14 protein-coding genes are annotated in these 13207 nt (G+C 64.1%); 5 read left to right on the forward strand and 9 right to left on the reverse strand.

The window, feature by feature from the left end; all coding sequences use genetic code 11:
• Positions 1-57 precede the first annotated feature (57 nt).
• On the forward strand, positions 58-1053 hold the full coding sequence (locus ACPPVP_RS30660; protein ID WP_426527330.1) for a P1 family peptidase: 996 nt from the start codon (positions 58-60) through the stop codon (positions 1051-1053).
• Between the two features lie 35 nt (positions 1054-1088).
• On the opposite strand, the gene ACPPVP_RS30665 is transcribed toward ACPPVP_RS30660, so the two are convergent.
• Entirely contained in the window at positions 1089-1850 is a 762-nt protein-coding gene (locus ACPPVP_RS30665; RefSeq protein WP_426527331.1) for an EF-hand domain-containing protein, read from the reverse strand.
• 259 nt (positions 1851-2109) lie between these two features.
• Here ACPPVP_RS30665 and rpe point away from each other — a divergent pair, with 259 nt between their 5' ends.
• From rpe to ACPPVP_RS30680, 3 genes are all read left to right on the forward strand, one after another.
• Positions 2110-2811, forward strand: coding sequence for a ribulose-phosphate 3-epimerase (gene rpe / locus ACPPVP_RS30670; RefSeq protein ID WP_426527332.1), 702 nt, complete (start codon positions 2110-2112; stop codon positions 2809-2811).
• 42 nt (positions 2812-2853) lie between these two features.
• Entirely contained in the window at positions 2854-3468 is a 615-nt protein-coding gene (locus ACPPVP_RS30675; RefSeq protein WP_426527333.1) for a GNAT family N-acetyltransferase, read from the forward strand.
• A gap of 151 nt (positions 3469-3619) precedes the next feature.
• On the forward strand, positions 3620-4093 hold the full coding sequence (locus ACPPVP_RS30680) for a hypothetical protein (protein WP_426527334.1): 474 nt from the start codon (positions 3620-3622) through the stop codon (positions 4091-4093).
• Positions 4094-4117: 24 nt separating this feature from the next.
• On the opposite strand, the gene ACPPVP_RS30685 is transcribed toward ACPPVP_RS30680, so the two are convergent.
• From ACPPVP_RS30685 to ACPPVP_RS30720, 8 genes are all read right to left on the reverse strand, one after another.
• On the reverse strand, positions 4118-5548 hold the full coding sequence (locus ACPPVP_RS30685; protein ID WP_426527335.1) for a serine/threonine protein kinase: 1431 nt from the start codon (positions 5546-5548) through the stop codon (positions 4118-4120).
• 3 nt (positions 5549-5551) lie between these two features.
• The gene (locus tag ACPPVP_RS30690; protein ID WP_426527336.1) at positions 5552-6292 is read right to left on the reverse strand and encodes a metallophosphoesterase family protein; all 741 of its coding nucleotides are present in this window, start codon (positions 6290-6292) and stop codon (positions 5552-5554) included.
• 740 nt (positions 6293-7032) lie between these two features.
• Complete coding sequence (locus tag ACPPVP_RS30695) at positions 7033-7629, reverse strand: TetR family transcriptional regulator (RefSeq protein ID WP_426527337.1); 597 nt, start codon at positions 7627-7629, stop codon at positions 7033-7035.
• Between the two features lie 600 nt (positions 7630-8229).
• Positions 8230-8805 (reverse strand): DUF308 domain-containing protein, encoded by a 576-nt coding sequence (locus ACPPVP_RS30700; RefSeq protein ID WP_426527338.1) that lies wholly within the window; start codon positions 8803-8805, stop codon positions 8230-8232.
• Between the two features lie 78 nt (positions 8806-8883).
• Positions 8884-9486, reverse strand: a complete 603-nt coding sequence (locus tag ACPPVP_RS30705) for a TetR/AcrR family transcriptional regulator (RefSeq protein WP_426527339.1) — start codon at positions 9484-9486, stop codon at positions 8884-8886.
• A 102-nt stretch (positions 9487-9588) separates the two neighbouring features.
• The gene (locus ACPPVP_RS30710) at positions 9589-10200 is read right to left on the reverse strand and encodes a hypothetical protein (RefSeq protein WP_426527340.1); all 612 of its coding nucleotides are present in this window, start codon (positions 10198-10200) and stop codon (positions 9589-9591) included.
• The gene (locus tag ACPPVP_RS30715) at positions 10193-10867 is read right to left on the reverse strand and encodes a hypothetical protein (RefSeq protein ID WP_426527341.1); all 675 of its coding nucleotides are present in this window, start codon (positions 10865-10867) and stop codon (positions 10193-10195) included. The genes ACPPVP_RS30710 and ACPPVP_RS30715 overlap by 8 nt, the downstream gene beginning before the upstream one ends.
• On the reverse strand, positions 10857-11615 hold the full coding sequence (locus ACPPVP_RS30720; protein WP_426527342.1) for a MotA/TolQ/ExbB proton channel family protein: 759 nt from the start codon (positions 11613-11615) through the stop codon (positions 10857-10859). The genes ACPPVP_RS30715 and ACPPVP_RS30720 overlap by 11 nt, the downstream gene beginning before the upstream one ends.
• Before the next feature lie 217 nt (positions 11616-11832).
• Here ACPPVP_RS30720 and ACPPVP_RS30725 point away from each other — a divergent pair, with 217 nt between their 5' ends.
• Positions 11833-13203, forward strand: coding sequence for a histidine kinase (locus tag ACPPVP_RS30725; RefSeq protein WP_426527343.1), 1371 nt, complete (start codon positions 11833-11835; stop codon positions 13201-13203).
• Positions 13204-13207: the final 4 nt, after the last annotated feature.

Raw genomic sequence — 13207 nt, forward strand, 5'->3', positions numbered from 1 at the left:
CGGCTGATATATCCGTGGAGAAAGGCCCAGCCAAATGCGGCCTGACGGACAGCCGCGTTGAAAAATCTCATCACCGACATTTCAGGCGTTCGCGTCGGCCACGCCGACGACGCCGCGCTCGCCTCCGGCGTGACCGCGGTCATTTTCGATTCCCCCGCCGTCGCCTCGATCGACGTGCGCGGCGGCGGGCCCGGTACCCGCGAGGACGGGCTCCTCAAACCCGAAAGCACCGTCCAGGAGATCGACGCCATCGCGCTCTCCGGCGGCTCGGCGCTCGGGCTGGACGCCGCGGGCGGCGTACAGGCCTGGCTTGCCGAACAGGGCCGCGGTTTAAGAATCCGCGAGGCGGTCATTCCGATCGTGCCCGGCGCGATCTGCTTCGATCTGCTCAATGGCGGCAACAAGGCATGGGGGCGCTTCCCGCCCTATCGCGATCTCGCCTACGCCGCAGCTTGTGCGGCGAGTGACGATTTCGCGCTCGGCAGCGTCGGCGCCGGCCTCGGCGCGACGACCGCCAATTTCAAGGGCGGCCTCGGTTCGGCGTCCGCGCAGACCGATGGCGGCGTCACCGTCGGGGCGCTCGCCGTCGTCAATGCCGTCGGCAGCGTGACCATAGGCGACGGGCCATGGTTCTGGGCGGCGCCATTCGAACTGAACAACGAATTTGGCGGACGCGGACTGCCGGCTTCGTTCATGCCGGACATGCTCCGCGCGCGGCTCAAGGGCGGTCCGGAAGCGACGCCTTCGGAAAACACCACGCTGGTGGTCGTGGTCACGGATGCCGTGCTGACGAAATCGCAGGCCAAACGGCTGGCGATGATCGCGCAAACCGGAATGGCCCGCGCCATCTACCCCGTCCATGCCCCGACGGATGGCGATGTGGTGTATGCCGCCGCGACCGGCAAGAAGCTGATCGATCCGCGGTCCGGCCTCACCGAACTCGGGATGGTCGCCGCCAACACGGTCGCCCGCGCGATCGCGCGCGGCGTTCACAGTGCGGTCGCGCTGCCCTTTCTGGGCGCGCTACCGGCGTGGGGCGATCGCTTCGGCTAGGTCGCACTCCGAAACGATCTCGCCGGGTCTCGTGCTCAGGCGCTCACCGATACCGATGCGGTGGCGCCCGATGAAATCGCCTGAGCCTGACGCTGGATCATCTGCTCGACGAAATTGTAGGACGATGTCGCTGATGCGGATGAGCTTTTGCCCGCCGCCGACGTCATCGTCACCTTGGAACCGTCCGCATAGGTGAGCGACGTCGTCACCGAACCGTCGCTGTTGGTGACGGATGTGCTGGAAGCGCCCTGCAGGGCCTGCGAGAACGGATCGGAATTCGATCCGTCGTCGCTGGAGCTGCTTTCGGCATGCTCATGGTGCTTCTTGCCGCCCTTCAGCGCCGACGCCAGCTCCTTGAGGCTGACCGAGCCGTCGCCGTCCTTGTCGAGCTTGCCGAACACGCTGTCGGCCTGCGCCAGATTGGTGCCGCCGGCGCCGAGCGCCTCTTCGAATTCCGATTTGGTGATCTTGCCGTCGCCGTCGCTATCGATCTGCCCGAACAGGTCCTTCAGCGCGTCGGAACGGCTCTTGGATGCCGTGGTCGTCGCCCCTGCCGAGGACTGGCTCTGAGCGTCCAGCAGCGCGCTCATGGTCGCCGGCGATATCTGTGAGCCGCCGGCGCCGGAGCTGGAGCCGGAACCCTGGCCGACAGAAGCCGATGAGTTCGAGGACAGCACATCGAACGCACTTGCGGGGTTTTGCGTAACGCCGGTGGTTGGCGTGGACGACGATTTCGACGACGTCAGCGCCTTGAGGGCATCGATGGCCGATGACGCAGCGCCCAGAGCAAAGAGCATGGCAGAACTCCAACAAGGCCGCACGCATGGCGGCTGACAGCCCGTACGGGTTCCTTCGTCAGCAAGCGCCGTGCCATTCCGAAAAACCCAATAAAACCAGGCTTTCCCGCATCCGATTCCGTCCGGCGAACCCGGCAATAGCTGCCCGCTCCGGCAGATTTTTCCGCCCACAGGAGACGCCGGCGGCCGCATTGCCCCCGGCCCTCCCTCATGTTACGCGGGGCCATTCCGCCCCTCGAAGAGATTTGGGAAAGCGCACATGTCCCAGCAGTTTGCGTCGCGTCCCCTCGTCATCGCGCCGTCGATCCTGGCGGCGGACTTTGCCAGGCTGGGCGAGGAAGTCCGCGCCGTCGACGCGGCAGGCGCCGACTGGATCCATCTCGACGTGATGGACGGGCATTTCGTGCCGAACATTTCCTACGGGCCCGATGTGATCAAGGCGATGCGCCCGCACACCAAGAAGATCTTTGACGCACATCTGATGATTTCGCCCTGCGACCCTTATCTGGAGGCGTTCGCAAAGGCCGGCTGCGATCACATCACCGTCCATGCCGAGGCTGGCCCGCATCTACATCGCTCGCTGCAGGCGATCCGCGCGCTCGGCAAGAAAGCCGGCGTCTCGCTCAATCCCGGCACGCCGGCGAGCGCGATCGAATACGTCATCGACCTGATCGATCTGGTGCTTGTGATGTCGGTCAACCCCGGCTTCGGCGGTCAGGCTTTCATCAAGTCCGCGCTCGGCAAGGTCAGCGACATCAGGGCGATGACGGCGGGCCGTCCGATCGACATCGAGGTCGATGGCGGCGTGGCGCCTGAGGTCGCCGGACAGTTGGCGGCCGCCGGCGCCAATGCGCTGGTCGCAGGCTCCGCGGTATTCAAGGGCGGCACGATGGAAGCCTACAAGACCAACATTTCCGCGATCCGTCACGCGGCGGCGCTGGCGCGCGGCGAAGCGGTCTGACGCTGATTACCGGTCTCTGCCGGCGCAAAGCGGAGGAGTTCCGTGCTTGCAATCAGACCGTTCAGATCTGCCGACCTTGACGCGCTTTATGCAATCTCCCTTGCAACTGGCCACGAAGGTGGGGACGCTTCTCACCTGTACAAAGATCACAAGCTGATCGGTCACATCTATTCCGCGCCTTATGCCCTTCTCGAACCGCGGCTCGCCCTTGTCGTCGAAGACGACGAGGGCGTTGCCGGGTTCGCCGTCGGTACGCCGGACACCGGGGCATGGCAGGAGAGGCTTGAGGCTGAATGGTGGCCAAAACTTCGCCGACAATACACCGATCCGGCTGCGAGGCCGGCAGCCGAATGGTCCGCGGACCAGCGCCGCGCTTACGCCATCCATCACCCGCAACGTGCCCCTCAGCAAATTGTCGAGCTCTATCCAGCGCATCTCCATCTGAACCTGTTGGAGAGAATTCAGGAACGTGGCGCTGGAACGATGCTGTTCTCGGAGTGGATGGCCCGCGCCTCGCGAGAAGGAGTCGGGGCCACGCATGTCGGCGTCAACAGCGCGAATGCACGGGGCGTCCGGTTCTGGTCCAGGCGAGGCTTTGATCGCTTGAAACTCGAGGATGGTGGCTCGGACAGAACGATCTGGATGGGGCGCTCCTGAGCCCGGGCATGGACGAACTCCGATCTTCGATATTTTTCCGCAGGCCTACGGCGGATATTGGCCGCCACGGGGTCCGCGACATTCTGGGGCATGCGCGCCGTCAAAATAAGTCGCCAGCGGGTAGCAAGGCCACACTAAGGGCCAGCGTGCCATGAAACCCGGAAAGTCCACGCTCCGGCCACAAAGCCTCACGCATCTCGCCATAAAGGCAGACCAGCATCCCGCCTTCCACGGATGGGACGGAAATATGATCAAGGCCGCCTACACGATCGCCGCATTGCTCCTGGTACTTCTGCCCTCTTCGGTGTTCGCGCAGCGCGCGGGCGACGCCGCGCTGGGCGCGGTGGCCGGCGCCGTCGTGCTCGGCCCAGTCGGGGCCGTTGCGGGCGCCTTCGTGGGCTACACGGCCGGACCTTCGATCTCGCGGTCGTGGGGACTGGAAGGCTCGCGGTCGCGGCACCGCAGACAGGCGTCGCGAGACAGCGTGCGCGGCGCGAGGGCGGAAGCCGTCGGGGCTACCCCCGCAGCCAATTCTGCCGGCCCGGCCCAACGAGGCCGCGTCACGAGCTATCCCGCGCCGAACCCGCCGCGCTCAAAGGCGCCGCCTGTCCAGTCCCTCGAGTGAGCGCATTCGACGCCTGATCCGGCGCTAGCCCTTGCTCCCGTCGTAAACGGACGCCACCGCTGACGGCGGCGGCCGCACCACCGTAACCGTGCATGCGGCCTCGGCCGCGACCTTGGCCGACACGCTGCCGAGCAGCGCGCGCAGCATCGAGTTCTGCCGCGCGCCGATCACGATGTGATCGACATGATTGACCCGGGTGAACTCCAGGATCGCGGCGGCGGGATCGACCGCCTCCAGCACATGCACGGTGAGACGGCTTTCATCCAGCTCCAGCGGCTGCGCCCAGTGCCGCAGCGCGACCATGCGGTCGATATGCTTGTTGTTGCCTTGTTCGTCGAGCGTCCGGTCGATGGTGATGCGCCCGAGTCTGAGCACGTTCAGGCAGGCGAGCCGCGCCGACGGCAATGTGGAGAGCAACTGTGCGGCGGTGCGGCGCAGGCATTCGTTGAGCGGCCCCGATCCCTCCTCGGTATCGAGCGCAACAACCACGATCGGTCCCGACGCCAACTGGGCCGCGACATCGGATTTCGGCTTCGGCAGCGTCAGGCCGCGATTGAAGCGGCGGCGCCACACCGTGGAGAGCGGATCGCGCTGCAGCCGTTCTGAGCGGGCGGTCAGCTTGACCTGTTCGGGATGGGCCAGTTCGAACGCCAGTTGCGAGGCCGTCGGATGCCGCCACACCGGCTCGATCTCCAGGCAGCGCAGCACGATTTCCTGCAGCCATGGCGGATAGTCGGGCCTGAGCTTGCGCGGCGGATAGGGATCGCGCCACAGCCTGCGCCGCATGCCGCGCAGCGTTTCGCTCTCGCCGAACGGCCGCTCGCCGGTCGTGAAGAAATAGAGCAGCACGCCCAGCGAAAACAGGTCGCTGCGCGGATCGTCGCGAACGCCGAGCAGGCGCTCCGGCGCCATATAGGGCGCGGTGCCGTAGGGCAGACGAAACTCTTCCTGCAACAAATCCGGCAACTGGTTGTGATGCGACAAGCCGAAATCGATCAGCACGCATTCGCCTGACGGGCGGAACATGATGCTGCTCGGCTTGATGTCGTGGTGAATGACGTTCTGCCGGTGCAGATCGGCCAGCGCGGTCGCGATTTGCCCGCCGATCACCCTCACCTCCTCGTAGGGAATCGGCAATTGGTCGATCCGGCTGTACAGCGTCTTGCCGGGGATGCGTTCCATCACGACGTATGGCTGCCGGTTGAAATCGCCGGTACCAAAACAGCCGGGCACGTGCGGGCCGGCCAGCCGCGGCACGATCATCTGCTCCATCTCGAAACTGACGATGGCCGCCGGATCCTCGCCCTCGGCCACCCGCGGGACTTTCATCAACAACGGCACATTGATGCCGGGATGGGTCACCGTCCACAACGTCGCCATGCCGCCCTGGTGGACGCACTCCCCGACGGTGAAGCCGTCAAGTTGCGCGCCCGGTTCGATCAAAGGCTTCACCATTGCTCACTTCCCCACGAGCAGGCGATCGGCCAGCCAGTGCGGCAGGCCGTTGGCGCGGATCCGCTCGGCTGCCGTCTCGACATCGTAAGGCACGCGGCAATAGGTGAGCTCATGCGAGGTCGTGTCGAGCATCGCGAACGAAGCCGCCGGGTCGCCGTCGCGCGGCTGCCCGACCGAGCCGAGCACGGCAAGCCAGCGCCGGCCGCCGAGCAGTTGCACCGGCACGTCTGATGTCGGGATGAAGCTCGTCATCTTCGCGGCGGATGACATCGAATAGAGCGCCGGCCGGTGGATGTGGCCGCAGAAGGTGACATGGGCATCGGTGGCCGCGATGCTGCGCGCGGCGTCCGGCGTATCGCGCACATAGTGCCAACGCGCCGGATGCGAGGCTTCCGAATGCACATAGAGGCGGTCGTCTTCCTGCAGCGTCAGCGGCAGGCCCGCCAGAAAACGCCGCTGCGGCGCGCTTAACCTGCCGCGCGTCCATTCGATCGCAGCTTGCGCCGCGGAATTCATACTTTCCGACGGGGTGCCGATCGCGTGATCGTGGTTGCCGATCACGGCAATGGCGCCGTCATCGACCAGGCCCATCACCTTATCGACCGCCCATTCCGGATCGGCGCCATAGCCGACGATATCGCCGAGGCAGATGATCCGCTCCGCCCCGCGGGCGCGTGCGAAATCGAGGCACGCGCTGAACGCCTGCCGGTTGGCATGGATATCGGCAAAGATGGCCAGCCGCACATTTCCTCCCCGTCCATCATCGCGTCAGTGCCTGCCGCGCGTCTTGATGGATATCAAACAACCGGCCGCTTGTGGCGTGCAATCAGGCCGGGTGCATCTGCAGGCCGTTAGGCTGATCAGATCGCAGGTTCGTTTGGAACGGATACTCTGCCTATTCAACTCCCGCGAGCCTATTCCACGACCGCTCGCACAATGATATTTTGCTTATCATGGCGGAATGTGACGTTCGACTTGAACGACAAGACAAAGTGCTTGTTCTTGACTCCGGACGTCCTCGAACCAACACATCTTTTCTCGTTGGGTTCGCTGCCCTGCTCGTCATGTTTTTCCTGATGGCTACGAGCCTGCAAGAAGGGCATACGTACCTTTATGTAGCGTCGGGCATCTTCTTGATATTATCGATGTGCGGCTTTGCTTTTGCGATGGTGTCACGCCAGTGGGTTGCCGAGTTCGATACGGCCGTTCGGCGGCTGAAGATATCGCGGCTATTGTTCGGTCGGACCAGCGTGATTGTCGATTGTCCGTTTGATGAATGCCACTCGCTGGGGACGACCCGGCACGGTAGCGAGGGACAACTCGATTTCGGTCTATATGTTCAATTGAAGAATGGGAGCCGGCATAAGATTGTGGCGACTACCGCCTTCAGTCATGCGGCGAAACTGGCTTCGCAATTATCGGCCGCAACCGGAATACCGAGGTCCGACGCGCCTCCTCCATTTTAGGAGCGAACAGAAGGATCGTCAGTGCTTGCGCCGCGCTTCCAGTCCTTTGAGCACCAGCGCCAGCAACGCATCGATCCGCGCCGGGGCACCCGGCTCTTTCCATTCGTCGGCGTGCGCGGGATGGTGGAAGCGGCTGGTGGCGTCGAAAATCGCGCGGGCCGAAACCTTGACGTCGGCGACCTCGAACGTGCCCTGCTTCACACCGTCGGACAGGATCTTTGCAATCTGGTCGACCAGGCAGTCCTTGTGGCAGCTCACGGCCTTGCAGGCCTCGCGGGCCAGCGTCAGGTAGGTCGCAAACATTTCAGGATCGTCGCCGAGACGCTTGTGCTTGATCGCAAACATCGTGCGCAGCCACTTCTCCAACCGGGCGGGCGCGGGGCCGGAAGCCTCCGCGATCTCCAACAGCGGCGCGCTGAGACGGTCGAGCCAGCGCTTGGCCACCGCCTCGCGCAACGAGGCCTTGCTGGGGAAATGGCGATAGACGCTGCCGTGGCTGACATCGAGCGCACGGGCAACGTCCACGACAGTGGCCTTGGCCAGCCCGTAGCGGCGCAGAACGTCCTCGGTAACCTCCAGAATCCGTTCGGGGGTCAGAACCACGACTTCGTTCATGCGCGCACCTTTGATGCGATGGGACGGGTGGTCATCTAATCCCCCTTAGGCAATCACCTTGGCGGGTTAATGTTTCGTCGCCGGTTCCAGCCGCTCGGCCTGGGCGGCCAGATGACGGGCAACGCTCTGGTTGAGCCAGCGCTGGATTTGGGCGGTCAGATGGATGAGTTGGGTCGTCATAACGTAGTCCTTTGCGAGTACCCGGGCTCAAAACCATCGAGCCGGGTGACACCTGATCTTGGCGTCGGCAATGGATATAGCATGTCTCGCTGACAGATTTCAATATCTGTCAGTCAATAATCCGTGAGATTACCGCTTTTTCTGGGTGCGATTCCGGCGGGGTCATGGCCGGGCGACAGGCCGCCTCGTCGAACCCGGCTGGCTTGTGAGGGCCGCCCTGCCCCCAAATTCTGGCCTATTGCACGTCCTTGGGCGTCATTCCGCAGCGAGAGCACCGGCGCAAACGACACCTCAGCGGCGGCGCCGCCGCCCTGGGGACGTCCGGCCGCGATTTCGCCCATGGCCTCGTCTTTTCAGCGAGCGAGTCCCGATAAAGGAAGCCGGACAGCTCTCTGATCGGGTCGGTTTAAGATGGCGGGCCTATGCAGTCTTCCGCCGCAACTGGCTCACGCTCAGCCACACCGCCGAAACCAGGAAGTAGAAGGCGCCTACTGCGGCATAGCCGGCCACGTTGGTGATGGATGGCGGCATCGGCATCCGAGCCTGCACAATGAAAAACGTGCCTGCCAGCGCTGATTGCCCTCCGCTCAGGATCATCGCCCACTGCGCACCATAGCTCTTCCAACGGCGGACTGCGCTGCCGAGTTGAAGTAGGCCAGACAGGATCGCCCATACGCCGAACACCCCGAGCACCCAATTCATGCTCATCGCCAGCGCGAGAACCACCGCGAGCGTTGTCACCACGCTGACCACGACATTGATAGTCTGCGTGCGATTCTGTCCCAATCCTCCGCTGCGCGATGCGTCGACAAAATTGGCGAGGGCATCCCATGCAGGATAAGCCACGAGTAAAACCGCCGCGATCACCCAGGAATGCTGTCCCACCGTAAAGGCAGCCGCCACCCAGACAGCCGAGAACGCTGTCCGGGCGAAGTAATAGAGCTTGAGCCATTGTTCCTGGTTGGCACGAGAAAGATCGCCACTGTGAACCGTCATTGGATCGTCCTTTCGACTAGTAGGTAGACGCTCTCGACGAACGTCGAAGAGCGATGACAGCTATGGGTTATTTGAGATCTAGGACCGTATCTGGAGAGAATCCTGCGGAGCGAGTCGCTCCAACAGCGGGCCTGTCACGACGCCGAATATCTTCGGATCGCCATAGGCCCGCGCCGAAAGCATCGCGCCGTGAACCGTTGCCATGAACGCTTCAGCCTCGGCACGAGGGGTACTCATCAGTTGAAGTTGGCCGTGCCGCGCGCCGCGCTCCAGCACGGATGTCAGCCACGCTGACAGGGAGCGGAAATGCGCCCGGACCTCCAAGCCAACTTCCTCAGGCAGGACGGGGAGTTGGCCTGCCAACAGCGCGCAAACGCAAAACGGAGCGCTGGCGTCCGCGATGCAGGCTTCCCAATACCCAGCGTAGAGCCGAAGCTGTTCGAGCGGATCGGATACCTGAAGTTCGAGATTCGCCATCCCCGCTTCAGCTTCTTTCCGATACCGCGCAACCAGCGTTCGGACCAGATCGACCTTGCTTGGGAAATGGTGATGGATGCTCGCCTTACGAATCCCGACCACATCAGCGATGTCGGCATAACTGAAACCGTTGTAGCCGCCAGCGACGATCAGAGAACGCGCGCAAGCCAAGATGTCGTCAGAGGTGGGAGATAAGTTGCCCATGTCTCTACCTACCTTCTAGTAGGATGCCCGTCAAGCCCCTCGCAACGCGCCGGTCCGCCCGCCGAACCCGGCAGGCTCGCGGGGGCGGACTGCCCCAAATTGCTATTGTTCGATGTCCTTGGGCGGCATTCGCGGCGGTAGCAGCGGCGTAAACGACACCTCGTCGCCGGCACTCGGGGCCGCCATCACGCCGCCGCCGGTCGAGGGATCGCCGCCCGAGGTCTCCATGATGGTGTTCGGGGTGATGTACTCCCGGACGGCCTCCATCAGGCCGCCCTGGCCGCTGCCGAGGTCGGCGGCGCGGCCGCCCTGGGCGCGCCCGGCCGCGATTTCGCTGATCGCCTTGTCGGTCTTTTCGGCGAGCGCATCCCGGTAAGGAAGCCGGTAGGCCCTGGGGACGCCGCTTGGCCGATTGCCTTCGTCGAGGGTCTCGACCCACAGATAGATGGCGCCCGGATCGCCTTCCAGCGAGTGCGGCTCGACGATCCGGGCCTGCAGCAATTTGAACGCGACCGGGAGCCGGTCGACGGTGGCCCAACCCAATAGTCCGTGCGCCCCGACAAAGCTCGCAATGTAGAACGCGCTGGTCACGACCACGGCGATCGCCTTGGCCGACCAGTGCAGGCGCGCATAGACCAGGACGATCAGCAGCAGCGCGCCGATCAGCGCATAACTGAGCGCGAGCGTGAGAACGACCGATTGCAGGTTACTCACGGCGCTGCATCCTGACGCCGGTTTTCGGGTCCAGATCCGCGCCGTTCGCGCGGACGTTACGGAACGTCTCCATCAGCGACTTCTGGCGTTCCTGCACGTCGATCACCTTGCCCGCGGCGTCGATCCAGAAGCGCACCGCCGTCTTCTCATGACCAGTGTGATCCAGCGTCAGCTTGTTGTCGAAGATCACCTGCGCCGCAGGATTGAGTTTTTGGACTTTCACGCTGACCTGAACCGGCTGTCCGGTGGTGGCCTGAAAGTGCGAGACGTTGACGGTGTATTCGCCGGGGACGATGCCGCGCACCGTGACGATTTCCTCGCGGATCGGCGACAGGATCTTCTTGCCGTTGACGACGATGAAATCGTTGGCGCCGCCGCGATCGTCGCGGTCGAGCGTGAGGAAACCGGCCTCGCGCCGGCGGTACCAGGCGATGTTGCCGGCAGGATCCTGCACGAACAGGTCGAAATCATCAGGATGATTGTCCGGCCAGTCCATCGTGATGAGGAATTCGGCCTTGGAATCGATCTTGCCATCCTTGGCGTCCGGCGAGACCGCCAGCAGCGCCAGGAAGAACAGGAAGGCGATCACCTGCAGCGCCTTGAACAGCATCACGCCGAGCGGATCGAACGGCTCCTCGCGCGGATAGAGACCGAAGTCATCCATCATGATGGCGTTCCAATACCGGGGTGACGTGCGTCTCCGTCAGCATGACGGCATCGGAAAACACCCGCTGGGTCGCGGCATCGAGCATGTAATATTGAATGCGGACCAGGATGGAGCCGATCAGGCCCGCCAGCGTCGTGTACATGGCCACCGCCATGCCGTCGCTCATCAGGCCCATCGAGGATTTCATCGCGGCCTTGTCGGCCGCGTCCAGCGTCGCGATCGGCGCCAGCATGATGATGAAGCCGACGATCGTGCCGAGCAGGCCGAGCTTCATCAGCGTGTCGGACACGAATGCGCCAAAGCCGTTGGAACCGCGCAGCCGATCAGCCAGCGTCCGCAACAGCAGCGTCTGGTCGATGCGGCCGGCCGCCTGCGCCCTCGCCTTCGTCACCAGGCTGCGGATGTGATCGCTGACCAGCCCGCCCGGCAGGCCGCGCGCATCGGCGGCGAGCGCCTTGGCGCCATCAGGCGCCGACAGCACGGCGCGGCAGTCTCTTGCGACCTCGCCTTCCCGCGCGATCGCGCGCGTCCGCCAGAAGCAATGGCCGCAGGTGATGAGGTAGAGAATGGCGATCAGGCTAGAAATATAGGTGCGGTCGGAGGCGACCATGAGATGGATCAGCCCGTAGCGCCACAGCAGGAAGGCGGCAAAGATCGAGAGCCCGGTAAAGATCATCCAGAGCAGCAGGACGCTTCGTTCCGGCGTGTCCCGGCCGGAGAATGCGGTCTCGGCACCAATGGCACTCATGCTGCGTTAGCTCCCTTGAGGGCGGCTGCGCCGAAGCCCGCCCACCAAAAGGCCCCTCGCCTTTGTTAGATCAGAGGCCGCAGGCGCGGTCCAAAGACATATGCCCAAGGTTCGTTGGGAAAATTTCCCAATCTGCGCGTCACCGCCGGCTTGCAATTGGCGCGAAATAGCGGTGCTGTTAGAGCGTAGCGTCATCGGCAAGCCGTGGAGTGATCGCATGCGCCTCGTGCTTCAACTCGTCGCCCGCCTGCTCGTCGTCGTCGCCCTGTGTCTGGGAGCCGCGACCGTGTGGGCCACCATCGACGCCTATCGCAGCGTCGATCGGGCCACGGCCGCCTCCGCAGAACGGGTCTCCCAGGCGCTGGAAGCGCTCTACTGGCGCGAGTTGCTGTTGCGCGGCAACCGAACGCGCGAACATCTCGTGCCGGTGTCCGATTGGCGCACCATCGAGACGATGAAGCTGATTTCGCCGGGAATTTGCGTGCGGTTCGAGCCGGTTGGCGCGTTCGAGAAGCCGCTCTGCGGCCAGAGCAAGGGAATCGGCGAGTCGCCGCCACTCTGGTTCGCCGCAGCCGTGCAGACGCTGTTTGGCACCCACGCAGCGGTCGCCCGCGCGATCAGCATGCGCAGCGACACCGCGGGCTCCGTCTCGGCCGTGGCCGATCCGGACGCCGCGATATCGCTGGCCTGGCTGCACATCGTGGAGAACATCCACGTCGCGCTGCTGATGGCGCTGGCCATCGCCTTCTTCGCTTCGCTCGCGATCGCGCATACGCTTGCGCCGGCGCAGCAGATCGTCGTTGCACTGCAGCGGATGGCGCATGGCCGATACCGGACACCGCTGCCGCGCTTCCAATCGATGGAACTTGCCATGATCGGGCAAGCCGTCGGCGATCTCGGAGAGCGCCTCGCGCAGGCGACGGAAGAACGCGCCGTCCTGACCCGGCGCCTGCTCGAAATCCGCAACGATGAGCGGCGGGTGCTTGCTCGCGAATTGCACGACGAGTTCGGACAGAACCTTTCGGCCATTCTCGCCTTCGCCAGCATTATCGAAGCGACCGGCGCGCAGGAACAGGCGAGAGGCGATGTCGCGCAGGATGCGCGGATGATCTCGCAGGCGACCCACCGCATCTTGGCCTGTTTGCGGGATACCCTGAATCGTTTGCGCCATCCGCCGGCCGAGGAACTCGGGCTGGAAGCCTGCCTCGTCAGCCTGGTCGACAGCTGGCGATCACAGAACGCGACCCAACCGATGATCCAGCTCGATATGCAGGGCGATTTCGCCGATGTGCGCGGTGCCGTTGCCGCGACGGCCTATCGCGTCGCCCAGGAATGCCTGACCAACTCGTTGCGCCACAGCGCCGCGCGCGAGATCGTGCTCCGGATCGAACGGCGGACGGGAACGGAAAATGCGCTGCTGATCCGTGTCGAGGATGACGGCGGCGGCGATGCGGCCAAGGTGGAACAGTCCACAGGCTTCGGCCTGACCGGAATCCGTGAGCGCGTGGCAGCACTTGGCGGCTCGCTTTCGATCGCGCGCGCGAAGCGCGGCGTCAGCGTGGCCGCCACGATTCCGCTCGCCGCTTGATATC

Origin of the sequence: Bradyrhizobium sp. McL0615 (genome assembly GCF_049993905.1) — a bacterium.
Classification (GTDB): domain Bacteria; phylum Pseudomonadota; class Alphaproteobacteria; order Rhizobiales; family Xanthobacteraceae; genus Bradyrhizobium.

Excerpts from the sequence above, each read along its gene's own strand:
- ACPPVP_RS30665 (WP_426527331.1), bottom strand. The coding sequence starts at position 1,850 with ATGCTCTTTGCTCTGGGCGCTGCGTCATCGGCCATCGATGCCCTCAAG.
- rpe (WP_426527332.1), top strand. The coding sequence starts at position 2,110 with ATGTCCCAGCAGTTTGCGTCGCGTCCCCTCGTCATCGCGCCGTCGATC.
- ACPPVP_RS30680 (WP_426527334.1), top strand. The coding sequence starts at position 3,620 with ATGAAACCCGGAAAGTCCACGCTCCGGCCACAAAGCCTCACGCATCTC.
- ACPPVP_RS30685 (WP_426527335.1), bottom strand. The coding sequence starts at position 5,548 with ATGGTGAAGCCTTTGATCGAACCGGGCGCGCAACTTGACGGCTTCACC.
- ACPPVP_RS30695 (WP_426527337.1), bottom strand. The coding sequence starts at position 7,629 with ATGAACGAAGTCGTGGTTCTGACCCCCGAACGGATTCTGGAGGTTACC.
- ACPPVP_RS30700 (WP_426527338.1), bottom strand. The coding sequence starts at position 8,805 with ATGACGGTTCACAGTGGCGATCTTTCTCGTGCCAACCAGGAACAATGG.
- ACPPVP_RS30705 (WP_426527339.1), bottom strand. The coding sequence starts at position 9,486 with ATGGGCAACTTATCTCCCACCTCTGACGACATCTTGGCTTGCGCGCGT.
- ACPPVP_RS30715 (WP_426527341.1), bottom strand. The coding sequence starts at position 10,867 with ATGATGGATGACTTCGGTCTCTATCCGCGCGAGGAGCCGTTCGATCCG.
- ACPPVP_RS30720 (WP_426527342.1), bottom strand. The coding sequence starts at position 11,615 with ATGAGTGCCATTGGTGCCGAGACCGCATTCTCCGGCCGGGACACGCCG.
- ACPPVP_RS30725 (WP_426527343.1), top strand. The coding sequence starts at position 11,833 with ATGCGCCTCGTGCTTCAACTCGTCGCCCGCCTGCTCGTCGTCGTCGCC.